The sequence below is a fragment of the Anaerococcus lactolyticus S7-1-13 genome (genome assembly GCF_000758765.1).
Lineage (GTDB): Bacteria > Bacillota > Clostridia > Tissierellales > Peptoniphilaceae > Anaerococcus > Anaerococcus lactolyticus.
Map to the genome: position 1 here is coordinate 1 of NZ_JRMW01000015.1, position 26,568 is coordinate 26,568.

A 26,568-nucleotide genomic window follows, 5' to 3' on the forward strand; every position below is an offset into this window, starting at 1 on the left:
TAAAAAAGGTGATGTTGCAGAATAGTTAAAACTATTCTGCTCATCACTTTTTTCTTGGATATTTGTATCAAGCTATTTAATTATATAGAAATTTTAAAGGTAAAGATAAATTTTTCCACAATTTTCCTAAAAATAGGCTCAAGTAATAGAGCTCCTCATTTTAACATTTTTTTCTTAGGCAGCTTTGTATTTTATGATTTCTAAGTTCCTATTTTTAATTTTTGAAGCTAATTTATTTAAGTTTAGTGCCATTGATAGAAGGCATATTTCACTTATTATATTTGCTTTTCCTCTGTGATGAAATCTATTGTAGTTTAAGCCTGACTTTATTTTAGAAAAAGCTCCTTCAGCTTGGATTGATCTATTTAATCTTTCTTCTATTCCTTGGTCAGATTTTATATTTTCTAAGGATTCTTTTCTGTATTTTTGGAATGTTTCTGCTATGTAGATTCCTTTGGTTTTTTGGCCACCTTTGTTCCGGTCAAAGCATCTGTAGACTTTACTTATACTTACATAACCACTTTTCTTTTTATCGTACTTGTCTTTACATCTAACAAAGATTTTTCCTTCTGGTGATATGTATTTGTCTTGAATGTCATCATAGACTAAGCTTTCCCTAAATTCTTGCTCTTTTTTATATTTTCTTGTTTTGGATTGTTCGTAGTTTGATGGTTTTATGTAGGATTTTAGATTGTTTTCTTCTAAGTATACATAGTTTTCTTCACTTTCATACCCTGCGTCTGCTACTATCCTATCTAAACTATTTGGATATTTTTCTATTAGTTTTTTTAAGAATGGTTTTAGGGTATACATATCATTTGGGTGATGAGATACATTTTCTCCTATGATGAAGCCTGAGGCACTTGCTAGTTGAATATTGTAGGCTGGTTTTAACTGACCATTTCTCATGTGGTCTTCTTTCATTCTCATGAATGTTGCATCATGGTCTGTTTTTGAGTAGGAGTTTCTGTAATCTCCCATTATTTCTAAATGCTCTTGATAAGTTTCTAGCTTGGTTTTCCAATCTTTTAGCTGTTCATAGTTTCGTTGAAGTTGATGTTTTCTTTTGCCCTGCCCATATACGAAGTTTATTTTCTTTTCTGTACATTCTTTACTTACTTGATTAAAGGCTATTTTTACTACTTCTAGTACTTGAGATGGACTTAAGTCTTTATTTAAATCAAAGTGTTTTATTATTTTTACTCTTAATTTTTCTTGCCATTTTTCTATGCTTCCTCGCCATACAAAGCTGTATCTATTGGCATAGGCTTCTATTTTTGTTCCATCTATGTAGATGCTTGATAGGTCTATTTGTTTTTCTTCTATTAGTATTTGGACCATTTGATTTAATAGATTAGGAGCTAGTTTTACTATTTTCTGTCTAAATCTATTTATTGTGGAGTGATCTGGTGGAGTTTGTCCATCTAGGAGATATTTTATTCTTAGATCATATTTGCATGATTTTTCTATTTCCCTTGATGAGAATATTCCTTCTGAATAGCAGAATACTATTATTTGAAGCATGGTTACTGGATTTACAGTAGGTTTTCTTCCAAATGATGAGTAGACTTTATTTAGTTCTGTTAGTTCTATCCTTTCAATTATATTTTTTACAAGCCTTAGTTTTATATCATCTTGGACGTATATTTCTGTGTTAAAGTTTAATTTTAATTGAATTGTATCATTAACTAGTGTAAAATTGGTTAGTGATGATGTATTACTATTTTGTTTCATAAATACATTGTATCAGAAAAAGACGAGGATGTTTAGTTTCCTCGTCTTTTTTCTATGTTGGGACTTATGCAACAGCCCCGTTTTTTTATAAAATTTCTTGGGCTAGGATTAAAAGTCCGTATGTCGCTGACTTTCCATCATATTTTGGTCTTACTATATAAGATTCCAGCTCCTTTATTTCTATATATCCATTCATCAATTCTTTGAATTTTTCCCTAACTTTTTCAATTAATCCCTCAACTTGCATAACCCCACCGCCAAATACAATGACATCAGGACTAAACATAAGGCTTGTGTTGTAGGCGGCCTGGGCTAGGTAACCCGCCTCTATATCCCAAAATTCATCATTTGGCTCAAGATCTTGTCCACTTTTGCCAAGTCTTTTTTCAATATTTGGACCAGATGCGAGGCCTTCAAGGCAGTCACCGTGGCACATACATCCGCCCTCGTACGTATCTCTTGGGTCTTTTTTAATAATCATATGGCCCATTTCTGGATGGCTAGCTCCACCTAGGAAATTATTATTTTGGACAAGACCGCCACCCACACCTGTTCCAACAGTATAATAAGCAAGGCTAGCCTTACCCTCACCGCATCCAACCTTGTATTCACCATAGGCTGAAGCATTCACATCTGTTGTGACATAAATTGGCACAGAAAAATCTTCCTCAAGACATTTTATAATATTGAAATCTTTCCATCCCTCTTTAGGAGTATTTAAAATCTTCCCATAATCATCCGAATCTGGATTTACCTCAATAGGCCCAAAAGAGCCAATAGCTATTGATTCTATATCTGTCTTGTATTTGGCAAAAAATTCCTTAATTTCATCGAAAGTTTCTTCTGGACGTCTTGTAGCAATCCTAACTTGATCTAAAATCTCTAAATTTCGATTGCCAACAGCACAAATCATCTTAGTGCCACCAGCTTCTAACACACCAAACATAAACCCTCCATATAAGATTTGTTTTTAATATTTTACCCAAAATTTTTATTCTTAGTCGAATCTTTTTTCAATATCAAATCCTCTTAACTTACAATCGCCAATAGCAAAGTATTTTCCATCTTAGCTTTAATCTCAAACCCCACTTTTTTGTGGAGGGCCAAGGATTTTTTGTTTAAAAAGGATTGTTTTTCATACGTTTTTCTGACATCTTTACCGATTAATTGCAATTGATTGTCGTTTCCGTATAATTCATATGGTAAATGTTCACACGAAAAGAATATTTTGAAAAGGAAGGATATTATGAAAAATAAATTTAAATTAACAGCGCTACTTGTAGCCCTTTCACTAGGTTTTGCAGGATGTGCTCAAAATGCCGGCAAAAAAGTAGATGATGCAGCTAAGGATGCTAAGGAAAAAGTTGAAGAAGCTGTAGAAGATACTAAAGATAAGGCAGAAGATGTAAAAGATGAAGCAAAGGATAAGGCAAGCGATGCTTTAGATAAAGCAAAGTCAACCCTAGAGGGCAAACTCGTTCTTAGAAGAAGCCTAAGAGCACCTCATGGCGAAGGTTCTTTTGCAAGAATCGCTGTTATTACAGATGGGGATAAAATTGTAGATGCAGCAATCGATGAGTTCCAATTTTTCGATGAAGGTTCAGGTTTCCTCGCTCTCCCAAACCAAGATTCTGATACAGAATTTAAATCTGGCAATAAGGAAGGCAAGTTCTTAGGATCAAAGCTTATGAATGATGAAAAATATTCAGCCCTCATGAAGGAAAAAGCTAAGGCTACAGTTTCAATCGCAGATAACTTCAAAGCTATCCAAGATTTTGTTAAGGATAAAACCCTTGATGAGCTTAAGAAAGTTGTAGCTGGGGCAGAAGATGGCAAGGCTATTGATTCCGTCACAGGAGCTACTCTTGTTGATACAAAAGGCTACCTAGAAGCCATAATCGAAACAGCAGAGGATGACGAAAACACAACAGTTTTTGAAGCTAACAAGGATGATGATATACAAATCAAGCAAAACTTTGGTACAGCTGGCAACAAAAATGCCATCACAGATACCTTTGTTGTCATGGAAGACGGCAAAATTATAGCAGCAAATATCGATGAATACCAATACATGGAAGGCAAAGGTGTGCCAAACTCTGATAAGAAATTTGGTGAAAACTACGCTGATTCCAAAAAAGTCCTAGCATCTAAACTAGAAAACAACGAAGAATATTCTAAACAAATGAAGGAAATTGCCAAGGCTACCCATACCCTAAGAGAAAGCCTAAACGCTATCGAAGCCTATGTTGTAGGTAAGACTCCTGATGAAATCAAGGGCCTAATTGACGGCAGCAAACCTGGCAAACCAGTAGACGCCATCTCAGAAGCAACTCTATCAAGTACAGTTGGCTACCTAGATGAAATCTACAAGACAGCTACAAAATAGAAAATAAAAATAAGACCAGAAAGTCTTTAGCTTTCCCACCTTTGGAAAAGCTAAAGACTTCTGGTCTTTTTTAAATCCTAGAGGACATCAATTTTTTCTCTGATATCCTTTCTTAAAAATATCACACAAACTATGGCATTTAAAATTTCAGCTATAGGAAAGGCCCACCAAGCAAAATTTAGACTTCCAAGCCTTGTAAAAATATAAAAAATTGGCAGAAGAAGGATAACCTGTCTTAAGAATGACTGGATCACAGGAAACTTCCAGTTTCCAATAGCCTGAAATATTCCTCCCACGCCCACTACTGATGGGATGGAAATTATAAAGGAAAGTGAAACAATCCTAATCATTGGCACGCCGATTTCTCTCATGACATCTGTCGCAGAAAAGAGGTCAAACAATTGTTTGGAAAATATCCACATCAAAACAACTGATAAACCAACAATAACAAAGGATGCTACAAAGGCAATTTTAATCGCTTCCCTAATCCTCTCCTTGTTTTTCGCCCCATAATTATAGGAAACTATAGCTAAAAGTGCATTTGAAATCCCAAACATAGGCATAAAAGAAAAGGACTGGAGCTTATACATAATTCCATAGGCCGCTACGGCTGAAGCGCCGAAAGTGTAGAGCATATTATTAATAAAAAACAAAACCACAGAGCCAATCCCACTTATCAAAACAGAAGGAAGACCAATTGAAAAAATTTGTTTGATATTATCCATGTGGAAGCTTAAATTTCTGAAAATAAAATTCACATCCCTATTTTTCTTGCTATGGAAATAAACTCCTACCAAAGATCCACCAGTCTGACCGATTACAGTCGCAAGAGCAGCGCCTGTAACGCCAAGTTTTGGAAAACCAAAAAGACCAAAAATCATAATCGGGTCAAGAATTATATTTAATATCGCTCCTGTCCCCTGGGTAATCATGGTGTAGACAGTGTTGCCTGTTGATTGGAGGGTTTTTTCGAAAAATATTTGGAAAAATACACCACCACAGAATAGCAGAATCACATATAAATAATCCTTGGTGTACTGGATGATTTCTGGGTCTGTGGACTGGCTTTTCGCATAAAAATCTGTAAAAAATATACCAAATAACATAAAGGCTGCCATGGATGCTGCCGCTAAGATTAAGCCATGGGTCGCTATTACTCCGACTCTTTTTTTATCATCCATGCCCAGATATCTTGAAAGCAAGGCTGTTGTACCTATACCTGTTCCAACTGCGAAAGCCACCATTATGTTTTGGACAGGAAAGCAAAGGGAAACAGCTGTGAGAGCCTTTTCTGAAAGTCTCGCTACAAAAATCGAATCCACAAGGTTGTATACCGATTGGACCAAAAATGAAATGATAATCGGCAGACTCATTTTATATAAGAGGGAGGGTATGGCTTCAGTTCCCATCCTATTTTTATTTTCTATTTTTTCGCTCATATAAGCTCCTTTCTCGCTAATAACAATATAAAGAGATAGGAGCCCTAGGCTACTATCTCTTTTTTTAATCGTATAGCTCTTTTTCTTGACGTCTTAGGGCATCTTTCACCCTGAGATTTCTCATAATTCCGTCATCATCACTATTGATTATATGGATGGCAGAATTTTCATTTCTTTTTTTATCATCAAATTCTCCTAGAAGACTTGGGTCAACGTGATTTCTCGCCACGTCTTTATTTATTGCTGTAAGCATGAAAGCTCTTTTGGTCCTCTCGCTTACAGATTTTCCTAAAACCATATCTTCTGTGGCAATTTTTATTAGGTTCACCCCAGCTAGGGTTGAATAATAAAAGGTCCTGCCTTGTCTAATATTCATCTCTAGGGTATAGACCTTACCACTCTTTGAATCTTTTTTAAAGTCAAAATTAAAAAGTCCTTCGTAGGAAAGGCTATTTGTAATTTTTTCTGCAATAGCATACATTTCGCTGTCTTCGTGATCGACTTGAACTAGGTGGTTGCCTACCCACATCGGTCTCATGTCAGATAAAAGATTTCTCGCAAGCACCATTGATACCTTGCCATCTTTTGACCTATATCCATTTAGGGAATATTCAGTGCCCTGGCCTCCATGAATAAAGACTTGAACTATGACATGGCCTTGGTAGTCGCTATCGTAGATATTATCCAAGATTTTTATAGCCTCAGCCCTGTCTTTGGCATGGTAGCCCTTTTGCTTAATCTTTATGTCGCTTGCTATGAAGTCATCGTACTCATCAGCCTTTAAGAATAATTCTCCATCAAGGTTTAAATTTTTATAATTTTCCCTATCAGCCACATAGGACTTAGGGTAGGAAACTCCAATTTCTTCTAGAATCTTATAAAACTCAGATTTTTTGAGGAGTTTACTTGCCATGTCTGGGTTTGGGTAAGGGATATGGTAGGAAAAATCAAAGTCCTTAGCATTTCTTACCAAGAGGTCTACATAGTGTTCGGTAGGTGCAAAGAAGATAAAGTCCTCTTCTGGCCTAGCTTTCGCTATCTTATTTAGGGTGTCGATAAAAATCTTATCATCTGCCGAAAAATTTTTCTCAGTATAAACGTCTGCAATTTTTGTTTTATAAAAGGGAACTAGGACTGCTGACCCAGCTACTATTGGTTTTTTGTCAAAGGCTTCATAAAAACTTCTGGCAACCGAATAGGAGTTGTGGTCAGTGCCTAGGATAATCGCATTAAAAGTCATGGCTTAATAGATTGATTCTCTTGACTTAGAATCTCTTTCTTCAGAGATTTTTGCGATGAAGTCAGCAAGGTTAACGTCTTTTGTTTCTTCGCCGTCCCTATTTCTAACTGTTAGGAGACCTGATTCAATTTCCTTATCACCTACTACTAGCATGTAGTTTGTTCTCATCATTTGAGCAGACCTAATCTTGTAGCCAACGCCTTCGCTTCTCTCATCTACTCCTACCCTGAAACCTGCTTTTTCGATTTCTTTTGCAATTTCATGAGCCTTGTCAGCAAATCTGTCTGCTACTGGGATTACTTCTACTTGTCTAGGGTTAATCCAAAGTGGGAACCTACCTGCAAAGTGTTCTGTAAGAACGCCGATAAATCTTTCAACTGAACCAAGTAGGGCCCTGTGGAGCATTACTGGTCTCTTCTTTTCACCATTTTCGTCTATATATTCAAGCTCAAAGTTGGCAGGAAGTTGGAAGTCAAGTTGGATTGTACCACATTGCCATTCCCTCTTAGCTGCATCTAGTAAGTGGAAGTCGATTTTTGGACCGTAGAAGGCACCGTCGCCTGGGTTTATTTGATAATCAATGCCACGTTCTTCAAGGGCAAGTTTTAGCTGTTCTTCTGCGAAGTCCCAATCCTTGATATCTCCCATGTAGTCATCTGGTCTTGTAGATAATTCCATTGTGTATTTGAAACCAAATGTAGAATAAAGAAGGTCTGCAAGGTCAATCATTTTGTAAACTTCTTCCTTGATTTGACTTGGAAGGCAATAAACGTGAGCATCGTCTTGGGTGAATGTTCTTACTCTGAATAGACCGTGTAAAGTACCAGATAATTCGTGTCTGTGAACTTGTCCAAATTCTGCAAGTCTGATTGGTAGGTCTCTATAAGAATGTTGACGAGATGCATAAGTTAAAACTGAACCTGGGCAGTTCATTGGCTTAATTGCGTAATCTTCGTCATCTATCTTTGTGAAGTACATATTTTCCTTGTAGTGATCCCAGTGGCCTGATCTATGCCATAGGTCTTCATTTAGGATAAGTGGAGTTTTGATTTCTCCGTAGCCAGAATTGTCAAGGACACCTCTCCACCAACCAAGAAGCTCGTTCATTAGGATCATGCCATTTGGATGGAAGAATGGGAAACCTGGTCCTTCTTCGTGGAAAGCAAATAGGTCCATTTCCTTACCAATCTTTCTGTGGTCACGTCTAGCGATTTCTTTTTGTAATTCTTCGTATTCTTCAAGATCTTTTGCCTTTGGGAAAGAAATACCGTAGATTCTTTGAAGCATAGCCTTGTCAGAATCTCCCTTCCAATAAGCACCGGCAATTGCTTTTAGTTTTATAGCCTTGATTTCCTTTGTAGATTCAAGATGTGGTCCCCTGCAAAGGTCTGTGAAAGCATCGCCTATCTTATAAAGAGTGATTAATTCATCTTTTGGAAGGTCTTCGATTAACTCTACTTTGTAGTCTTGGCCTTCTTCCTTAAACATTTTAAGAGCTTCGTCTCTTGAAACTTCAATTCTTTCTAATTTGAGATCTTTTTTAGCAATCTCTTTCATTTTCTTTTCGATTTTCTCTAAATCTTCTGGAGTAAATCTGTGCTCAAGGTCCATATCATAGTAGAAACCATCTGCTATGGCAGGTCCTATAGCAAATTTTGTTTCTGGCCAAAGCTCCTTGATGGCAGCAGCCATAACGTGGCTTGTTGTGTGCCAGAAAATTTCCTTGCCTTCTGCATCTTCGAATTTTACAACTCTAAAGTCTGAGTCTTCTTCGATTGGCTCAGCATAGCCCATAACTTTTCCATTTACAACAGCACCAACAGCTGCCCTGTAAAGACCCATTGAGATGTCTTTTGTCACATCGCCAACAAGGACACCTTTTTCGTATTCTTTTACTGATTCGTCTGGTAATTTAATCTTAATCATATCTTCTCCTTATTTTTATAAATCACGAATAAAAAACGCCCTACTATCCAAAAGGATAATAGGACGGCAATATTCCGTGGTTCCACCTAATTTACTACTCATTAGGACTGTATCGTAGTCGTACGTCTTGCTTAGTCACAAGAAACTCAGGGTTGGTATTCAGTCAAAATGTCACTAAGGCTTCTCAGCTACACCTCTCTCTGTAAGTTAAATCCGACCTACTAATCCCATCATCGTCTTATATTATGTAACTACTTTACTCAATCCTTATAATATTGCAAATCAAAATCTAATATATAAAATTTCTTTGCTTATTCTTAAAATTTTTTAAAGCATTAAAACTTGAATAAAAGCCCCAATATTTGATATACTTAAGTAAGCAAGTATTTCCTTAGAGATAGGAGGAATAATGAAAAATATAATGATAACCGGTGGGGCTGGCTATATTGGCACCCACACTGCTGTAGAATTATTAAACAAAAATTATAAGGTTGTAATCTACGACAACCTATCAAATTCATCAAAAATTGCTGTTGACAGGGTAGAAGAAATAACTGGTAAGAAGGTTAGCTTCTACGAGGCAGATATTCTTGATAAAGACAAACTAAAAGAAGTTTTAACCAAGGAAAAAATCGACGTCCTAATCCACTGTGCAGCCCTCAAATCTGTTGGCGAATCAGTTTCAAAACCACTTGAATATTACCACAACAACCTCACAGGCACACTTACAACTCTCGAAGCCATGAAGGAAGTAGGCTGTAAAAACCTAATCTTTTCTTCATCTGCCACTGTTTATGGCAACCCAGCGAGTGTACCTATTACAGAAGATTTCCCAAAGGGCGAATGCACCAACCCTTACGGTTGGTCAAAGTCTATGATGGAACAAATTATGATTGACCTTCAAAAATCAGATCCAGATTGGAAAATTGTTCTACTAAGGTACTTTAATCCAATTGGTGCCCACAAGTCAGGCAGGATTGGCGAAGACCCAAGGGGCATTCCAAACAACCTTCTCCCATATATAGCCCAAGTTGCTGTCGGAAAACTCGACTACTTAAGAGTTTTTGGGGATGACTATGACACTGTTGACGGTACTGGCGTTAGGGATTATATCCACGTTGTAGATCTCGCCAAGGGCCATGTTTGTGCTATAGATAAGCTTGATAAGCTCGACGGAGTTTCTATAATTAACCTTGCCACAGGCAATGGATATTCTGTTTTAGAAGTAGTGAAGGCTTTTGAAGAAGCTTCCGGAAGGAAGGTCCCATATAAAATTGTTGGCCGCAGGGAAGGTGACATTGCCAAATGCTACGCCAATGCAAAAAAAGCCTACGAAATTTTAGGCTGGAAGGCAGAAAATGGAATCAAAGAAATGTGCGAAGATTCCTGGAGATGGCAATCTCAAAATCCTAACGGCTATGAAGAAAGGAAATAAAATGGATACTACCCTTGTTGTTCTAGCGGCAGGGATTGGCTCAAGGTATAAGGCGGGCATCAAACAGCTTGCAAAAATGGATACCAACGGCTATACAATCATTGATTATTCAATCTTTGACGCAATCGAAGCCGGCTTTAACAAAGTTGTATTTATTATAAGAAAAGATATAGAAAAAGATTTTAAGGAAGTAATCGGCTCTAGAATCGAGAAATTTATCAAAGTCGAATACGCCTATCAGGAATTGACTTTGCCTGGTGATTTTATTTCTCCAACAACTAGGAAAAAACCTTGGGGCACAGTCCATGCCGTCCTTGCAACCAAAGGGCTGGTCAACGAACCATTTTTAGTAATAAATGCTGATGACTACTACGGCAAGGGGGTTTTTATTGACCTTCGTAACTTTTTACTAAAGACACCAGCCGAAAAAGAAGGAAGACTCCAAGTTGCCATGGCAGGCTACAAGTTAAAAAACACCCTTTCTGATAACGGCACAGTTACCAGGGGCGTTTCTGTAGGAAATAACGAAAATAAACTCATAAATATCATTGAAACTCACGAAATAAAATATAACAAGGAAGACGGGACTTTTTCTTCAAAAGAAAAGCTTGCCCCAGACTTGCTTAATTTAGAAAGTCTTGTTTCCATGAACCTCTGGGCGTCTTTCCCAAAATTTATAGACCTTGCAGAAAGACATTTTGTGACCTATTTAGAAAAAAACAAAAATAATTTGGAAACTTGTGAGTACGTTTTGCCAGACATGATTGGGGAATGGATTAAAGAAGACCTTGCTGATATTACAATTATACCTACCAACGAAAAATGGATAGGAATTACCTACAAAGAAGACCTAAGGCCAGCCCAAGAAGCCTTTGGAGAAATGTTTGAAGATGGAATATACCCAGATGATATATGGAAAGAAAAATAATATTCACACAAAAAATCCCGCATGGTCGCGGGATTTTTATTATTGAATTAATAGTTCTGTTTCTGGGTCAAATAGGTAAGACTTATCTAGGGCAAAGATGAAGTCTACTTCTTCGCCTTCTTTGGCCTTGGTTCTTGAAGATGCCTTAGCTATCATCTGAGTTTCGCCTAGGTCAAAGTATAGGTGAACTTCTGATCCCATTAGCTCATAAACTTTTACCACGCTCTTTACAGGTGAGCTTGGTAGGCAATCTCCAGGAACTTCGTCAGCAACGTGAATTGATTCTGGTCTGATACCAAAGATTACCTTCTTGCCTACATAGCCCTTGTCCTTTAGGACCTTGGCCTTGTCAGCAGGCATTTCAAACTTAAAGTAAGGGTTTGCTAGATAAATTTTTGCATCTACTTCTGTAACTTCAGTTTCTATTAAATTTATCTGAGGAGAACCTATGAAACTTGCTACAAAAAGATTGTTTGGGTGGTCGTAAAGCATTTGTGGGCTGTCTATCTGTTGGACTTCACCATCTTTCATTACAACTATCCTTGTGCCAAGAGTCATAGCTTCGGTTTGGTCGTGGGTGACATAGATCATAGTTGTGCCAAGCTTTTTATGGAGCCTTGCAATTTCTATCCTCATTTGAACCCTTAATTTAGCATCAAGGTTTGAAAGAGGCTCATCCATTAAGAATACTTTTGGATTACGAACAATTGCCCTTCCCATAGCAACTCTTTGTCTTTGACCACCTGAAAGTTGTTTAGGTTTTCTATCAAGAAGATTTGTTATTCCCAAAATTTCTGCAGCTTCCCTAACTTTTTTGTCAATTTCATCCTTGCTCATCTTGTTAATCTTAAGTGAGAAAGCCATGTTGTCATAGATTGTCATGTGTGGGTAAAGGGCATAGTTTTGAAAAACCATAGCTATATCCCTATCTTTTGGTAGGGTATCATTCATTTTTACGCCATCTATTTCAAGGGTACCATTTGATATTTCTTCAAGACCTGCTATCATCCTTAGGGTTGTTGACTTACCACAACCTGATGGGCCTACAAAAATAATAAATTCCTTATCTTCAATTTCCATGTTGAAATCTTTTACAGCATGGAAACCATTATCATAAATTTTATTTATGTTTCTTAGGCTTAAATTCGCCATATTTCCTCCCTTAGCTTTAATTACAAGCCTTGTTTTTCTCTATACTTTTTCTTATAGCTTCTTCTTTATTGGCAAAGGCACTTAAGTCTTTTAATTTAAAAGACCAGTTTTTGTCATTTAAAGTTGAAGGCTCATTTATCCTTGCTTCTTCACCAAAGCCTAAGATATCTCCAAGAGATACTATTACATATTCACTAGGTAGGCCCATGCTATAGTCAAAGAAATCTATCGCTAGGTCTCCGTTGTCTATACCTAAATCTCTAAAATATTTTACAATAGATTCTTTTTGATCCTTGCTAAGTTCCCCATACCATTGGAAAAGGGTCTTATTGTCATGGGTGCCTGGGTATGCAACAGAATTTTCTCTAGCATCAACTAGGTGGTCTTCCCAAGGTCTTAGGTTTTCTTGGATAATTACCATTCCCTTAAGGTCATAGTGGTCACGAAGTTTGTAGACTCCTGGCATCATTGTGCCGAGGTCTTCTGCGATAAATTCTACATCTTTAAGTTCTTCTGTGATTTTGTCAAAAAGTTTAAAGCCAGGTGCACAAATCCATTCACCTTCTACAGCTGTGTCGTTTTTCGCATCAATTTGCCAATAGGTGTCAAAGGCTCTGAAGTGATCAAGTCTTACGATGTCATACAATTTTGCATTGTAAGCTAGTCTATCAATCCAAAATTTAAAATCGTCTTTTTCAAGCTCATCCCACTTATAGATTGGGTTTCCCCACCTTTGTCCTAGGTCTGAAAAGGCATCTGGTGGCACTCCTGCTATTAGGATTGGCTTGCCTTCCTCGGTAATCTCAAAATATTTTTGATTTTGCCAAACATCTAGGCTATCAAGTCCTACATAGAATGGAATATCACCGATGATTTTAAGACCTTTTTTGTTGGCATAAGCCTTTAATTTCATCCATTGAACATAGAAAATATATTGGACGAAAATTTCATAACCTATTTGCTCTTCATAAGGGCTTAGGTCAAGCTTCCTGTCAATTATCCATGACTTTTGTTCTTGTGGCCATTCATTCCAAGCTATAAGGTCATTATCTTTTTTGAAGCTTATAAAAACTGCATAATCATATACAAAGTCGAATTTTAAAAATTCCTTGTAGGCCTCAGTTTTATCAAGGCCCTTTTCCTTAAATTTCTCATAAGCTTTCTTTAGGTATTTACCCTTAAAGTCTCTTACAAAATTATAGTCTATCCTATCTTCCTGCTTAAGTGGAGCTACTTTTTCATCTAGTAGACCATCTTCATAAAGCATATCCAAGGATATATAGACCTCATCTCCTGCATAAGATGAGTAAGGTTGATATGGTGAATTACCATATCCTAGAGGATTTAGGGGAAGGATTTGCCACATATCAAATCCTGCTTTTTTACTAATATCTATGAAGTCATAGCTCGCCTTGCCAAAATCACCTATACCATGGTTGCCATTCAGGCTAGCAAGGGGCCATAAAATTCCTGCTTTTTCCATATTCACACCTTTCTTATTTCTGCTGTTGTTTCGCCGATAAAAAGATCGGCATCAAAACTTGTTACTTCATTATATTCTTTCTTATTGATTATCTTAAATAATTCCTTAACAGATGTGTAGGCTATCTTGCTTGTTGGCTGGGCTATAGTTGTAATTGGATGGATTAGAAATTCATTTATCTCAAGTCCATCAAAACCTGCCACCGAAAAATCTCCAGGAACTGATTTTCCCATATCATTTAAAGCTTTTATAGCGCCAATTGCTACTAAGTCAGATATGGCAAAGATAGCTGTGCAGTCTAACCCATCTTTCACAATTTTTTTACCTGATTCATAACCGTGGTAGAGGGAATATGGATTTAATCCCTTAGGTGGATAGATTACTAGACTTTGATCAAAGGCTATGCCATGCTTGGCAAGAGCCTTCTTGTATCCTTCAAGTCTTAGGTGACCGATACTTAAGTCATCAGACCTTGCAGCTATGAAGGCAATCTTTTTATGGCCCAGGCTAACTAAGTAGTCAACCATCCTGGCACTTTCCTTATAATCATCTATTCCTACACATGTTGAATTTTTATTAATTATGTCTTTATTTACTATGGTTGTCATCGAATAAGGGACACCAATGGCGTTTAATTCCTTACGATCGCTCACAAAATGACCACCTAGAAAAATAATTCCTTCTGGTTTTAAAGTTTTTACAACTCTAGTTGCAACATCAACCTCTGATAAGTGCTCTTCAACCTTGGTTAGGACAAAAGAATAGTCTGTCTTACTTATTTCTTCCTCTATTACCTTTATAAGAGGTGTGAAGAAGGGGTTGGTTATACCTTTGATTAAGACTGCTATGATTTTGTTTTTGCTTATCTTTAGGTTTCTTGCATTCGCATCTGGCACATAGCCAGTTTTTTTAATTGTTGCAAGAATTTTTCTCCTTGTTGTCGAGCTTATCCCTTCGGCGTCATTTATAGCTCTAGAAACTGTGCTTACACTTACTCCACAAATAGATGCTATGTCCTTAATAGTTGGAGTTGTCATAAGCTTAACCTTTCACAGCCCCAGCTGCTACGGATTTTACTATATATTTTTGCATAGTTAGGTAGAAGACTATTACTGGAACCATCGATAAAACCAGCATAGCCATCATAGCTCCCATATCCTTATTACCATTTGATCCTACAAGCATCTGCACAACAACTGGGATAGTCTTGTATGGAGTAGACACTCCTATAACCAAGTATGGTAGGAGGTAGTCATTCCATATCCACATGGTATTTAAAATCGCAACTGTTATAGCTGTTGGCTTTAAAATCGGAAATATGATATAGAAAAAGTGCTTGATAGGTGAACAGCCATCTAGCATAGATGCTTCTTCTATCTCCATTGGGATTGATTTGATAAAGCCTGAAAACATAAACACAGATAGACCCGAACCAAAGCCTAGGTATAGGATAACCATACCGATTGGGTTATTTAGGTGAAGGTAGTCTGCAACCTTTATTGTAGGGAACATTACCATTTGGAAAGGCACTATCATTGAAAATACAAACAAATAATAGATAGTTTTTGTCCACCAAGTCTTAACTCTGGTTAAATAATAAGCTGTCATAGCAGAAAAAACTACAACGACGCCAACAGAAACTAGGGTTATGAAAAATGACCAACCTGCTGCTTGGAAAAATCCAGTCTTAGCTAAGCCTACCACATAATTCTCCAACCCTGCAAAAGCTTCTCCACTTGGAATGGTAAAAGGCGAGTCTGATATAAAGAACTTGCCCTTAAAAGAGTTCATAACTATAAAGGCTATTGGGAATAAGAATACCACAAGCAAGACAAGTAGTAAGATAAATAAAATTTTATTTATAGTTTTTTCTTTCATTTAATGTTCCACCTCTTTTTCGCTTGTAAGTTTTATTTGAATAAAGGCAATGAAGGCCACTATTAGGAAGAATATAACTGCCTTGGCCTGGCCAACACCCTCAAAACCAACTCTAGAGAACATAGTATCTACTATATTCATTGCCAACATCTCTGTCTTATACAATGGTGCACCTGCTGTTAGGGCAAGGTTTTGATCGTAGAGCTTAAAGGAATTAGCAAGGGTTAGGAAGGTACAAATTGTAATTGATGGCATAACCATAGGGATGGTAATGCTCTTTAGAATTTGCCACTTATTTGCTCCGTCTATTTCTGCTGCTTCGATTAATTCTTGAGGTACATTTTGAAGACCTGCTATATAAATTACCATCATGTAACCGATCATCTGCCAATTCATAAGAATTACCAAACCCCAAAAACCAAACTTAGCATCAGCAAGCATAGTTTTGCCATAACTTAACAATACTGCATCAATCATTACCTGCCAAGTATAACCAAGAACTATACCACCTATAAGGTTTGGCATAAAAAATACTGTTCTAAATAGGTTAGCTCCCTTGATTTTGCGTGTTAAAACTAGGGCTAGGGCAAAGGCTAGGATATTTATACTAATTACACAAACTATTGTAAAAATAACAGTAAATATAAAAGCAGATCCAAATCTCTGTCCACGTGAGAAGGCTGTAATATAATTTTGTAGACCTACAAATTTAGCATTGAAGATAGTTGTAAACTGGGTGAAGGATAGGCCCGCACCTAGAATAAAGGGAATTATGAACACTATCATGAATACCAAAAAAGTAGGGAGGACAAAGACTGGGAAATATTTCTTTAAAATCTTTTGCATAAAAACCTCCTTTTTTATACTTTTAAAAAAAGGTCTGAATGTATCTTCATGCCGTAAGCTTAGTCAATACATTCAGACCATATATTCATTCAGCTAAAGTTTATTTTTCTTGACTTGTTGCTGCTTTTTCGTCTTTCCAACTTGTTACAAAGGCTTCTTTAACTTCGTCCCATTTCATTGAGCCTGATGCATATTGTCCAAGAGCTTGACCAAAGAAATCTTTGAAAGCTTGGCTTGGGAATGATGTGAAGTTCCAGTCTACGTTGTAGAGGTCTTTGTTTGACATATATCTTGCTACTTCTTTAGCAAGTGGGTCTTTTGGTTGATCTTCTTCTTTGAAAGTATCAAATGGTGCAATGAATCCAAGTTTATTTGTTACAAAGTCTTTTCCTTCGTCAGATGTGAATAACCATTTTAGGAAATCTTCTGTAGCTTTTTGATTTTCTTCGCTAGCTTTTGAGTTGATTGAGAAGAAGTTTTCTGTACCAACACAGATAGATTGTTTTTCTTCGCCTTTTACACCTGTATAGATAGGAAGGAATTTAATATTTTCTTCTTTAACCTTGTTGCCAGACACTTCTGATATTTGACTCCAAGCCCAGTTACCGTTTTGGACAAATACTGCTTGTTCAAGAGCAAATTCTGCCATTGAGTCTGTAACAGCTTTACCTGTTAGTACTTCTGGAGCTACAGTTGAGTTTTGTAGGTATAGGTCAAAGATATTTTTGTATTCTTTGTCATACTTAAATTCAACTTCTGCCATATCTTTTGTTTTGTTATCTCTATATTCGTAGAAGATTGGAAGGTTAGCTAAGTGAGTTTGCCATCTCCAGTCTTCACCTGGTTTAAGTGATGTACAAGCAAAAGCACCTTGGATGCCAAGTTTGTCTTTCTTAGCTTGCATATCTTCAGCAACTTCTTTAAGTTTAGCAAAGTTATTAATTTCATCTACAGATTTAATCTTTGCTCCATCAAGACCAATATATTTTTGAACTAAAGCGTCATTATAAATTATACCATAACCTTCAACTACATAAGGAATACCATAAACGCCTTCACCGTCTTTAACAGCTAGGTCCTTATCTACTAGGTGAGAATAAATTTCTGTATCCTTTAGATCTTTTGTATAATCTTTCCAATTTTGATAGCCGATTGGACCATTGATTTGGAATAGGGTTGGTGCATCATCTTTTGTAATTTCTGCCTTAAGAGTAGACTCATAAGTTCCTGATGCAGCTGTCACAACCTTAACTGGAACGCCAGTTTCTTCTTCGTATTTAGCAGCTATTTCTTTCCAGACTTCTTCAACTTCTGGTTTGAAATTTAGGTAGTAAACTGATGCTTTGCCAGCTTCTTTCTTTTCTCCAGCATCTTTTCCACCATCGTTTGATTTGCCACAACCTGTAAAGGCAAGAGCGCCTGCAAGGACTAGGGCACCTGCTAGTAACGTTTTCTTGATTTTCATATACTTTCCTCCGTTTATTTCACTCTACCGAATCATTTATATATCCATGCTTTGAAATCCAGATAATCAAGCAAGATTTCGAAAACATTCTCGGTATCGTTTTCGTGATTTTAATATATCACATATCTCTATAAAATGCAAGGGCTTTCTTAATAATTTTTTAACTAATAAAAGTTTTCAGTAGATTTTAGGAAAACTATATTAAAAAGCATTTCTAAAAACAAAAAATAAAAAAAAGACAACCATGATTTTGTAGATAGGTCTTATAAAATTGTTGATGCCCTGACTAATGATGACAAAAGTCTTTTTGAAAATACTCAAGGGGACTGGGTCTTAATAGCGAAAGATTTGATAAGATGTACGAGGGACTTAGGTCTGACCTAAAAATGGCTGGGAGGCCTCTTACAGACAAGTCTAAGGTGAAGGTCTCTTTTTGCTAATGATAGAATAAAAAATGCCCAGCCATAACCTGAGTCCTAAATCCGTCATAGGGATACAGTAACAGGTCTTGGCTGGACGTTATTATTTTTCTTCGTTTTTTTCTTCAGATTCTTCTTCGGTTTTATGCTCGTCTGGCTTGTCTTTTAATTTTCTAATCCTACAAGCCTTTATCCTGTTATCTTCCATGTAGAGGATTTTTATTTCATAGCCGTTGTAGATTATGGTTTCATTATCACCTGCTTCTGGTATATATCCGAGCTTGTCTATAATAAAGCCACCGAGCGAATCGTAATTTTCGTTTTCTTCGTCAATATTTATTGGAATTTTCTCATTTAAGTCCTTAATGCCAATTGAAGCCTTGACCACAAAGACATTTTTGCTGTTGATTTTTATTTCTGGAATATCGTAGTCAAAACTATCTTCCATATCGCCTACGATTTCTTCAATCAAATCTTCCATGGTGATTACACCTGAAAAACCACCGTATTCGTCAATCAAAATCGCCATATGAATGTGACCCTTTTGCATGTCAGAAAAAAGCTTGTCAGCTTCGATTTTATCCGGTGCAAAGTAGGCAGGTCTGATTAATTTTTCGAGATCTACATTAGAAAGCCCCACCTTGGTCGCCTCCAAGAGGTAGTCCTTGGTATATAGGATTCCCAAGATATTGTCAACATCGTCTTCATAAATAGGAATCCTGTTATGGCGAATTTTAATAAATTCGTCCATGTATTCCCTGTCCTTGTCGTTGATGTCAATCATAAAAACATCGGTCCTTGCTGTCATGATTTCTTCTACAATAATGTCGTCAAAATTCATTATAGAATGAATCATCTTTGATTCCATAGGCCTAATGATGCCCTGGTCTTCACCGATTTGAACAATTGACTTTATCTGTTCGTTGGTGACTTCTTTTTGGATAACGCCTGCCTCTATGCCAAAAATTTTCATAATAAAATTTGTCACATAGTCTGTGATAAGAACAAAAGGCTTGGTTAAGGCAAGGGCCAGCCTCAAAGTGCCTGTGGTATTAAGGGCAAAACCCAGAGGATTTCTAACACCTATCCTTTGGGGAATCTTATCTACAAAAATTATTTTTATTACTATGTAAAGCAAGATAGTGATTAAAAGCGCAGTCTTCATGGAAACATAATTCATAATAAATTTACAATCCCTTATCATATCAGCTATAAAAGCGACTGTGACAAGAGATAGGACCGAATTTATCATAGAAAAAGACTGGTTTAGCCTGTCTTGGTTGGAAGTTATTTTCAACAACACTTCAGCATCCTTGCTGCCCTTTTCTTCTAAATCACGAAGCCTATCCTGGGAAAGACTGATCACTCCAGTATGGAGGGCTGTAAAAAACCCATTTATCAAAATTAAAAAAATTACTATTAAAACCAAAATTAAACTGTGGTAGGGAACAGAGTCCATATTTTCTCCTTTATATATAATTCTCTTTGACTATATCAACAATCATCGCCCTTGTCAAAGGCAGAGCCTATTTGTCAATCTTTTTAAATAAAAGATAGCAAATTATTACGCTTAGGATAGATAGGCCGATGATATACATATAGCCAAATTCCCAGCTAAGTTCCGGCATGTTTTCAAAATTCATCCCGTACCAGCCAGTTAGGACTGTAATCGGGGTGAAAATCGTAGTTACAACTGTGAGGATTTTCATAGTTGAGTTCATAGTTAGGTCCATTTTTGAATCGTAGGAGTCCTTGACATTGGTAATGTAGTCGGACAAATAGGAAATATTCGCCGAATATCTTTCAACCCTATAGGCTAGGGATTTTAAGTGTTTGATGTCGTCATCATCAAAGATTTCATTTTCATTTTCTACAAAAACTTCGATTGTATCTAGGAGTCTCTCGTAGGATGTGTAAAGATTTAGAGCCTTGTGCCTATTATCAGAAATCACTCCAATCTTATCCTTGTTTGACTTGTTATTTATTATCGAATCCTCTATTTGGGCTGTTGAATCTTTTATCTGATCAAAAATCTTTGTATGTTTATCAATTAGGGCTGTTATAAAGTGTTTTAGGGCACGGCCTGGCGACCTTGATGAAAATCTCTTGGCCACCATCTTGTTGAAGGCTCGAGTTGTGGAATCGTCCTTGTCGTACATATCAACCACAACTAGCCTATTATTTTCTATATAAAAACCAATGAGGTCTGATGTATCAAGATTGCCCCTTATGTCTAAAAGCTCTAAAATCGCAAAGGTGTAGGTATCCTCAACTGCCACATAGGATTTTTTGCTATTTTCTGTGACAAGGAGGTCGACCAAGGCATTATCAAGCTTATATTTTTTAGCAAAGTCAATAAAATCAGCCTTTCCTAAATACATTAGATAAAAGTCGTCGTCTTCTATGGCATCATAAAACTTTGGCATGGTCGTTTCTTCAAAACCATTATCCGTATCAAATTTATAAATATATTCCATGTAAACTCCTATTTTTCAAATATCTTAATCATTCTATGGGATAGTAACTTCCTTGTCAAAAAATCCCCGCACTTAGGCTAGCGATTTATTTATAGATTTTAAAACCACCATAAAGACCATGATTGCAAAAATCCCAAAGGCAAGGGAAATTATTGCCGAATGGGTAAAGCCAGCGATGATGTAGGAAATACTGGCAATGCCTGCGACTGTGAGCCCATAGGCTAACTGGGTTTTGACGTGGTCAACATGGACACAACCTGCACCTGCTGATGACATTATGGTTGTATCTGAAATTGGCGAAATGTGGTCACCGCAAACTGCCCCAGATAGGCAAGCAGAAATGCCTATGAAAAACAAAGGTTGACCTATTTCAAACATGGCAGTTATTATTGGAATCAAAATCCCAAAAGTTCCCCAACTTGTTCCTGTGGCAAAGGCAAGGCAGATTGCAACCACAAAGATAACTGCAGGTAAAAATGAATTTAGGCTTCCAACTGCCCCCTTCATTAGATTTCCAACAAATTCTTGGGAACCCAAGAGGTCGTTTGAAATATTTTTGAGGCTTGTAGCCATAGTTAGGATTAAAATCGCCCCAACCATAGAAGAAAATCCTTCAGACAGACTTTCCATTGACTTTTCAAAGCTAATCACGCCCCTAATTACAAAATAAATTATGGAAATGATAAGGGCAAAAAGAGACCCCATTGCAAGGGCTACAGATGAATCTGTATTGGCAAAGGCATTCACAAAGTCTCTGTAAAATTCACTTGCAGGATCAAAAAATCCCCCAACGTAGACTAAAGATAAAACAGAAACAAGGATCAAAACCAAAATCGGAAAGATAAGGTCAATCACTTTTCCGTTTGGATTGCCGTCTTCTGCTGTAATTTTACTTGTCTTAAGAGCTCCAAGGTCCCCTGTTTCCATAGCTTTTTTCTCAACATCCTTCATCGGACCAAAGTCGTTGTCAAAAAGTATGATTGACACTACAAAAACCAAGGTCAAAAGCGAATAGAAATTGAAGGGAATAGACCTTACAAACATTTCTATGCCAGAAATCCCCTCAGCATAGCCAGAAACCGCCGCTGACCAAGATGAAATCGGTGCAATCATACAAATTGGAGCTGCTGTTGAGTCTATGATATAGGCAAGTTTGGCCCTTGAAATCTTGTAGGAGTCAGTCACCGGCTTCATGACAGAGCCTGATGTCAGGCAATTAAAATAATCGTCAATAAAAAGCATGGAGCAAAGGAAAAAGGTCGAAAGTTGGGCGGCCTTTCTCGATTTTATCTTTGAGTGGGCAAATTCACCAAAGGCCCTTGACCCACCCGAATGATTTATCAAAACAACCATGATTCCCAAAACAACAAGGAAAATAAAAATCCCCGCAGTTTGGGAAACAGAAGTTATAAGCCCTTTTTCAACTACATTATCAAGGGATTTAGAAAGTGAACCACCAGATCCTAAAATCCCTCCGACTATGATTCCCAAAAACAAGGACGAATAAACTTCCTTGGTCAAAAGTGCCATAAAAATAGCAAGCACAGGCGGAAAAAGCGCCCAAGCAGTAGCAAAAGTATTGGCCTCTGTAAGGGAAATATATATTGATAAAATTATCAAAACAAGCCCCACACAAAGGGCAAGTTTCATATTTTTCTTCTTCATAAAAACCTTCCTCTATCTAAATAATCTATAATAAAAATAAAAGCTTAAAATAAGCACGTTTAACATTATACTGAATTTAAAAATATAAGAAAGGGTAAAACATCGACTATATCTAGTTTTACCTAAAATCGGAAGGAAATTACCTAATAAATATTATTTTGAAATTTTTAGTCTAATTTATTTAAAAAATCTGATGGTGATTTTCCTTATCTGAGTCTTTCTTTTCTTTATAAGATTTCTCCTCCCTTCGGTCGTCGAAATGGCGGATAACACTATAAATTCACACAGAAAAAAACCACCGAAAAATCGGTGGTGTTCTTATCTTTCTTCTGAAATTATATCTTTGACTTTCATTAGTCTTGATATGGTTGCTCTTTCGTTTTCTTCTAGTTTGGCTCTGATGTATTTGATTGTTTCTTCAAGATCTGGGATGGTCCTGTATTCTAGGGCGTTTACCCTTCTTCTTGTCGATTCAATCTCATCTGCCATTAGCTGGGTTGTTTTTTCAAGCTCAGCTAATTGCAAAAGCCTATCTACTACATGGTTTAGCTTTAGGATTGCTTCATCTAAGCCTACGCTTGTTGTGGCGTAGCCGTAGGGAAACATCGAAGCTTTTTCGTTTACCTTTACCTTAAATTCCATCTTAGGAATCCTAACGCTCATGACGTTTTTACTTGTAATGTCAACGCCAACTTCCTGGGTAGGAAAGCTTACTGCTTCTTCGAGGATTTCTGGACTCATGAAGGCTGATGCCATCAAAAAGGCTGCAAAAGAGTCTGATAATTCCTTTTCTACATCTTCTCTAAGTTTTTTATTTTCCCTGATAAGCTCCAAGAATTGCCTCATCAACTCATCTTGCTTATCTTTAAGGAGTTTGTATCCTCTTTTGGCAGTGGCAAGTCTTCCCTTTAGAGCGTTTAGGTTCATCCTAGTAGGGGTTACTTTTAGCTTTGCCATAGGCTAGTCCATGTATTTTTCTATTAGGGCGTCGTCAATTCTCTTAAGCTCTGATTTTGGAATTATCTTTAAGAGTTCCCAACCCAAGTTAAGAGTCTCTTCGATTGACCTATTTGTGTAATAACCTTGGTTTATATATTTTTCTTCAAAGGCCTTAGCAAATTCTGCAAAGGCTAGGTCGGCAGCTGATAGGGCAGAGTCACCGAGGATTTTTTGAAGCTCTCTAGCATCCACACCTGAAGCGTAGGCTGCGTAGATTTGGTTCATGGTATCTGCGTGGTCTTCTCTAGTCTTGCCCCTACCTATACCCTTATCTTTTAACCTTGATAGGGATGGAAGGATAGATACAGGTGGTGCTATGCCTTGGTTGTAAAGGTCACGACTTAGGATAATTTGTCCTTCGGTAATATAACCTGTTAGGTCTGGAATTGGGTGGGTAATGTCATCTTCTGGCATTGATAAAATAGGAATTTGAGTAATAGTTCCTGGTTTGCCACGAAGTTTACCTGCCCTTTCATAGATTGTAGAAAGGTCTGTGTATAGATATCCTGGGTAGCCACGTCTGCCTGGCACTTCTTTACGGGCTGCAGATACTTCACGAAGGGCTTCTGCGTAGTTGGTCATGTCTGTCATGATTACTAATACTTGCATGTCCTTTTCAAAGGCAAGGTATTCTGCACAAGTAAGGGCCATTTTTGGTGTTGAAAGACGTTCGATGGCTGGGTCGTCAGCTAGGTTTATAAATAAAACCGAACGGTCAATGGCTCCTGTTTTCTTAAAGTCATCCATAAAGAATTGGGCTTCTTCGAAGGTAATACCTATAGCAGCGAAGACTACAGCGAATCCCTCGTCATCTCCCAATACCTTAGCTTGTCTGGCAATTTGAGCTGCTACTTGGTTGTGTGGCAGACCATTTCCAGAAAAGATTGGAAGCTTTTGACCCCTTACAAGAGTGTTTAAGCCATCTATAGTTGAGATTCCAGTTTGGATAAATTCTGATGGGTAATCTCTTGATACAGGGTTTATAGCTGTACCATTCACATCCCTCTTATCTTCTGGAATTATTTCTGGGCCGTCATCTATAACTTCACCTAGACCGTTAAAGGCACGACCAATCATGTCTTCACTTACTGCAAGTTCTAGGGGTCTACCTAAAAATCTTACAGATGTGCCTTCAAGGTTGATTCCGCTTGAACCTTCAAAAAGCTGAACCATGGCACGATCCTTATCGATTTCTATAACCCTGCCTCTCCTGTGTTCGCCAGTTTGAAGTTTTATATCTACTAATTCTTCGAAGTTTACTCCCTCAACGCCTTCAACAAGCATAAGAGGGCCAACTACTTCTGTTACAGTTCTATATTCTTTTAACATCCGTCTATGCCTCCTTTATTAGCTTGCTAATTGCTGAGTCAATCTCTGATCTGATTTCATCAAATCTTAATTTGTTGTCTTCGCTAATTAGTTTTAATCTTGAAATTGATTCGTTAACGTCAAGACCTTCAAGTTTCTTAATCTCAACGCCCTTTGACAAGGCTTCTAGACACTTATCATAGTTATATAAAATTAGACCTAGCATCTTATCTTGTTTGCCTAGTGAGCAGTAGGTATCCACATCGTGGAAGGCGTTTTGTTGGAGGTAATCCTCTCTGATTGACTTAGTAACATTTAATTTTAACTTATCATCATCAGATAGGGCGTCACGTCCAACAAGCCTTACTACTTCCAGGAGTCCTGATTCTTGTTGCAAGAGACTCATGGCGCGTTTTCTCATAGTTGAGAATTCTTCGTCAACATTTTCGTCTATAAACTTATCCATCTTGTCTTGGTAGAGAGAATAAGATGATAACCAGTTAATAGCTGGGAAGTGTCTTTGGTAGGACAAATCGTAATCAAGTCCCCAGAAGACCTTAACAATACGTAGGGTTGCCTGGGTTACTGGCTCTGACATATCTCCACCTGGAGGAGATACGGCTCCTATTACTGAAAGGGTACCGATGTCATCTCTTTTACCTAAAACCCTGACCTTGCCGGCTCTTTCGTAGAAATCAGCAACACGGCTGGCAAGATAAGCAGGATATCCTTCATCACCTGGCATCTCTTCCAAACGACCACTCATCTCACGGAGGGCTTCTGCCCATCTTGATGTAGAATCAGCCATCATAGCTACATTGTAACCCATGTCTCTGTAGTATTCTGCAAGAGTAATACCTGTATAAATTGACGCTTCCCTGGCAGCTACTGGCATGTTTGATGTATTTGCAATTAGCACTGTACGTTTCATGATTGATTCGCCAGTTTTTGGGTCAACTAGTTCAGGAAATTCATTTAGTACGTCAGTCATCTCATTACCACGCTCGCCACAACCAACGTAAATTACGATATCAGCATCAGCAAATTTTGCTATCTGGTGTTGAACAACGGTCTTGCCTGAACCAAATGGTCCTGGAATGGCTGCAGTACCACCCTTGGCAACAGGGAAGAAGGTATCTATTACCCTTTGGCCAGTGATTAGTGGTTCGTTAGGGTCGATTTTTTCCTTGATTGGTCTTCCCTTCCTTACTGGCCAATATTGGATCATATTTAATTCCTTATCGCCGTCTTCTGTCTCGACGACAGCAATGGTGTCAGCTACAGTAAACTGACCTGCTTTTATATCTTTAAGTTTTCCACTTACTCCGTAAGGCACCATAACCTTGTGGGTAATAACTGTAGTTTCTTCTACCATTCCAAGGATATCACCTGCTACAAGGTCGTCTCCAACCTTTGCTACCGGCTCAAAATCCCATAGTTTTTCCCTGTCTAGGGCTGGTGCTGTTACTCCTTTTTCTAGGAAATTTCCTGCAAGCATTTCAAGTTTTTCAAGTGGTCTTTGAATACCATCGTACATTCTCTCGAGCATACCAGGTCCAAGCTCTACTGACAAAGGTCTGCCAGTTGATCTAACTTCATCGCCAGGGCCTATACCAGTTGTCTCTTCGTAAACTTGGATACTTGCGACATCTCCCCTCATCTCTATTATTTCACCGATGAGCTTATCTTTTGATACCTCAACCACGTCATAGATATTAGCATCGGTTAGACCCTCTGCCTCTATAAGTGGTCCAGATACTTTAGTAATTTTACCTATATTCAAATTAA

20 protein-coding genes are annotated in these 26,568 nt (G+C 37.5%); 3 read left to right on the plus strand and 17 right to left on the minus strand.

What is annotated here, in order from left to right:
* Nucleotides 1-174 precede the first annotated feature (174 nt).
* Together HMPREF1630_RS00535 and HMPREF1630_RS00540 are read right to left on the minus strand one after the other, a co-directional pair.
* Nucleotides 175-1,734, minus strand: a complete 1,560-nt coding sequence (locus HMPREF1630_RS00535) for an IS1182 family transposase (RefSeq protein WP_037325895.1) — start codon at nucleotides 1,732-1,734, stop codon at nucleotides 175-177.
* An 85-nt stretch (nucleotides 1,735-1,819) separates the two neighbouring features.
* Nucleotides 1,820-2,680, minus strand: a complete 861-nt coding sequence (locus tag HMPREF1630_RS00540) for an ROK family protein (RefSeq protein WP_037326047.1) — start codon at nucleotides 2,678-2,680, stop codon at nucleotides 1,820-1,822.
* A gap of 300 nt (nucleotides 2,681-2,980) precedes the next feature.
* Here HMPREF1630_RS00540 and HMPREF1630_RS00545 point away from each other — a divergent pair, with 300 nt between their 5' ends.
* Nucleotides 2,981-4,120: a YtxH domain-containing protein gene (locus tag HMPREF1630_RS00545; RefSeq protein WP_052039337.1), complete on the plus strand. Its 1,140-nt coding sequence runs from the start codon at nucleotides 2,981-2,983 to the stop codon at nucleotides 4,118-4,120.
* A 77-nt stretch (nucleotides 4,121-4,197) separates the two neighbouring features.
* On the opposite strand, the gene HMPREF1630_RS00550 is transcribed toward HMPREF1630_RS00545, so the two are convergent.
* The 3 genes from HMPREF1630_RS00550 to thrS all read right to left on the minus strand — a co-directional run bounded on the left by HMPREF1630_RS00550 (nucleotide 4,198) and on the right by thrS (nucleotide 8,725).
* Nucleotides 4,198-5,559 (minus strand): MATE family efflux transporter, encoded by a 1,362-nt coding sequence (locus HMPREF1630_RS00550; RefSeq protein WP_037326049.1) that lies wholly within the window; start codon nucleotides 5,557-5,559, stop codon nucleotides 4,198-4,200.
* Nucleotides 5,560-5,623: 64 nt separating this feature from the next.
* Nucleotides 5,624-6,799: a carboxylate--amine ligase gene (locus tag HMPREF1630_RS00555; RefSeq protein ID WP_037326051.1), complete on the minus strand. Its 1,176-nt coding sequence runs from the start codon at nucleotides 6,797-6,799 to the stop codon at nucleotides 5,624-5,626.
* Between the two features lie 3 nt (nucleotides 6,800-6,802).
* A complete protein-coding gene (gene thrS / locus HMPREF1630_RS00560) occupies nucleotides 6,803-8,725 on the minus strand; it encodes a threonine--tRNA ligase (RefSeq protein ID WP_037326054.1) in 1,923 nt (640 codons plus the stop codon).
* A gap of 409 nt (nucleotides 8,726-9,134) precedes the next feature.
* On the opposite strand from thrS, the gene galE reads away from it, so the two are divergent.
* Both galE and HMPREF1630_RS00570 read left to right on the plus strand, forming a co-directional pair.
* Nucleotides 9,135-10,160, plus strand: coding sequence for a UDP-glucose 4-epimerase GalE (gene galE, locus HMPREF1630_RS00565; RefSeq protein WP_037326056.1), 1,026 nt, complete (start codon nucleotides 9,135-9,137; stop codon nucleotides 10,158-10,160).
* A gap of 1 nt (nucleotide 10,161) precedes the next feature.
* Entirely contained in the window at nucleotides 10,162-11,088 is a 927-nt protein-coding gene (locus HMPREF1630_RS00570) for a nucleotidyltransferase family protein (protein WP_037326160.1), read from the plus strand.
* A 39-nt stretch (nucleotides 11,089-11,127) separates the two neighbouring features.
* Here the strand turns inward: HMPREF1630_RS00570 and HMPREF1630_RS00575 are convergent, their stop codons facing one another.
* From HMPREF1630_RS00575 to HMPREF1630_RS00630, 12 genes are all read right to left on the minus strand, one after another.
* Nucleotides 11,128-12,240, minus strand: coding sequence for an ABC transporter ATP-binding protein (locus tag HMPREF1630_RS00575; RefSeq protein ID WP_037326059.1), 1,113 nt, complete (start codon nucleotides 12,238-12,240; stop codon nucleotides 11,128-11,130).
* 16 nt (nucleotides 12,241-12,256) lie between these two features.
* Nucleotides 12,257-13,723, minus strand: coding sequence for a 4-alpha-glucanotransferase (gene malQ, locus HMPREF1630_RS00580; RefSeq protein ID WP_037326062.1), 1,467 nt, complete (start codon nucleotides 13,721-13,723; stop codon nucleotides 12,257-12,259).
* A 2-nt stretch (nucleotides 13,724-13,725) separates the two neighbouring features.
* Complete coding sequence (locus HMPREF1630_RS00585; RefSeq protein ID WP_037326064.1) at nucleotides 13,726-14,760, minus strand: LacI family DNA-binding transcriptional regulator; 1,035 nt, start codon at nucleotides 14,758-14,760, stop codon at nucleotides 13,726-13,728.
* Between the two features lie 4 nt (nucleotides 14,761-14,764).
* Nucleotides 14,765-15,601, minus strand: a complete 837-nt coding sequence (locus HMPREF1630_RS00590) for a carbohydrate ABC transporter permease (protein ID WP_037326066.1) — start codon at nucleotides 15,599-15,601, stop codon at nucleotides 14,765-14,767.
* Entirely contained in the window at nucleotides 15,602-16,447 is an 846-nt protein-coding gene (locus HMPREF1630_RS00595; protein WP_037326067.1) for a carbohydrate ABC transporter permease, read from the minus strand.
* A 100-nt stretch (nucleotides 16,448-16,547) separates the two neighbouring features.
* Nucleotides 16,548-17,912 (minus strand): ABC transporter substrate-binding protein, encoded by a 1,365-nt coding sequence (locus HMPREF1630_RS00600; RefSeq protein ID WP_037326068.1) that lies wholly within the window; start codon nucleotides 17,910-17,912, stop codon nucleotides 16,548-16,550.
* A 522-nt stretch (nucleotides 17,913-18,434) separates the two neighbouring features.
* Nucleotides 18,435-19,790 (minus strand): hemolysin family protein, encoded by a 1,356-nt coding sequence (locus tag HMPREF1630_RS00605; protein WP_037326070.1) that lies wholly within the window; start codon nucleotides 19,788-19,790, stop codon nucleotides 18,435-18,437.
* A gap of 67 nt (nucleotides 19,791-19,857) precedes the next feature.
* Nucleotides 19,858-20,808 carry a magnesium transporter CorA family protein gene (locus HMPREF1630_RS00610; RefSeq protein ID WP_004827175.1) on the minus strand — a complete coding sequence of 317 codons (951 nt, stop codon included), beginning with the start codon at nucleotides 20,806-20,808 and terminating at the stop codon, nucleotides 19,858-19,860.
* Between the two features lie 72 nt (nucleotides 20,809-20,880).
* The gene (locus HMPREF1630_RS00615) at nucleotides 20,881-22,473 is read right to left on the minus strand and encodes a Na+/H+ antiporter NhaC family protein (protein ID WP_037326072.1); all 1,593 of its coding nucleotides are present in this window, start codon (nucleotides 22,471-22,473) and stop codon (nucleotides 20,881-20,883) included.
* A gap of 318 nt (nucleotides 22,474-22,791) precedes the next feature.
* Complete coding sequence (locus HMPREF1630_RS00620; RefSeq protein WP_004827177.1) at nucleotides 22,792-23,430, minus strand: V-type ATP synthase subunit D; 639 nt, start codon at nucleotides 23,428-23,430, stop codon at nucleotides 22,792-22,794.
* Between the two features lie 3 nt (nucleotides 23,431-23,433).
* Entirely contained in the window at nucleotides 23,434-24,801 is a 1,368-nt protein-coding gene (locus tag HMPREF1630_RS00625; RefSeq protein WP_004827178.1) for a V-type ATP synthase subunit B, read from the minus strand.
* Between the two features lie 4 nt (nucleotides 24,802-24,805).
* Nucleotides 24,806-26,563, minus strand: a complete 1,758-nt coding sequence (locus tag HMPREF1630_RS00630) for a V-type ATP synthase subunit A (protein ID WP_037326074.1) — start codon at nucleotides 26,561-26,563, stop codon at nucleotides 24,806-24,808.
* Between the last annotated feature and the right edge of the window lie 5 nt (nucleotides 26,564-26,568).

Coding starts and splice junctions, on each gene's coding strand:
- HMPREF1630_RS00535 (WP_037325895.1), bottom strand. CDS start 1,734: ATGAAACAAAATAGTAATACATCATCACTAACCAATTTTACACTAGTT.
- HMPREF1630_RS00540 (WP_037326047.1), bottom strand. CDS start 2,680: ATGTTTGGTGTGTTAGAAGCTGGTGGCACTAAGATGATTTGTGCTGTT.
- HMPREF1630_RS00545 (WP_052039337.1), top strand. CDS start 2,981: ATGAAAAATAAATTTAAATTAACAGCGCTACTTGTAGCCCTTTCACTA.
- HMPREF1630_RS00550 (WP_037326049.1), bottom strand. CDS start 5,559: ATGAGCGAAAAAATAGAAAATAAAAATAGGATGGGAACTGAAGCCATA.
- HMPREF1630_RS00555 (WP_037326051.1), bottom strand. CDS start 6,799: ATGACTTTTAATGCGATTATCCTAGGCACTGACCACAACTCCTATTCG.
- thrS (WP_037326054.1), bottom strand. CDS start 8,725: ATGATTAAGATTAAATTACCAGACGAATCAGTAAAAGAATACGAAAAA.
- galE (WP_037326056.1), top strand. CDS start 9,135: ATGAAAAATATAATGATAACCGGTGGGGCTGGCTATATTGGCACCCAC.
- HMPREF1630_RS00570 (WP_037326160.1), top strand. CDS start 10,162: ATGGATACTACCCTTGTTGTTCTAGCGGCAGGGATTGGCTCAAGGTAT.
- HMPREF1630_RS00575 (WP_037326059.1), bottom strand. CDS start 12,240: ATGGCGAATTTAAGCCTAAGAAACATAAATAAAATTTATGATAATGGT.
- malQ (WP_037326062.1), bottom strand. CDS start 13,723: ATGGAAAAAGCAGGAATTTTATGGCCCCTTGCTAGCCTGAATGGCAAC.
- HMPREF1630_RS00585 (WP_037326064.1), bottom strand. CDS start 14,760: ATGACAACTCCAACTATTAAGGACATAGCATCTATTTGTGGAGTAAGT.
- HMPREF1630_RS00590 (WP_037326066.1), bottom strand. CDS start 15,601: ATGAAAGAAAAAACTATAAATAAAATTTTATTTATCTTACTACTTGTC.
- HMPREF1630_RS00595 (WP_037326067.1), bottom strand. CDS start 16,447: ATGCAAAAGATTTTAAAGAAATATTTCCCAGTCTTTGTCCTCCCTACT.
- HMPREF1630_RS00600 (WP_037326068.1), bottom strand. CDS start 17,912: ATGAAAATCAAGAAAACGTTACTAGCAGGTGCCCTAGTCCTTGCAGGC.
- HMPREF1630_RS00605 (WP_037326070.1), bottom strand. CDS start 19,790: ATGGACTCTGTTCCCTACCACAGTTTAATTTTGGTTTTAATAGTAATT.
- HMPREF1630_RS00610 (WP_004827175.1), bottom strand. CDS start 20,808: ATGGAATATATTTATAAATTTGATACGGATAATGGTTTTGAAGAAACG.
- HMPREF1630_RS00615 (WP_037326072.1), bottom strand. CDS start 22,473: ATGAAGAAGAAAAATATGAAACTTGCCCTTTGTGTGGGGCTTGTTTTG.
- HMPREF1630_RS00620 (WP_004827177.1), bottom strand. CDS start 23,430: ATGGCAAAGCTAAAAGTAACCCCTACTAGGATGAACCTAAACGCTCTA.
- HMPREF1630_RS00625 (WP_004827178.1), bottom strand. CDS start 24,801: ATGTTAAAAGAATATAGAACTGTAACAGAAGTAGTTGGCCCTCTTATG.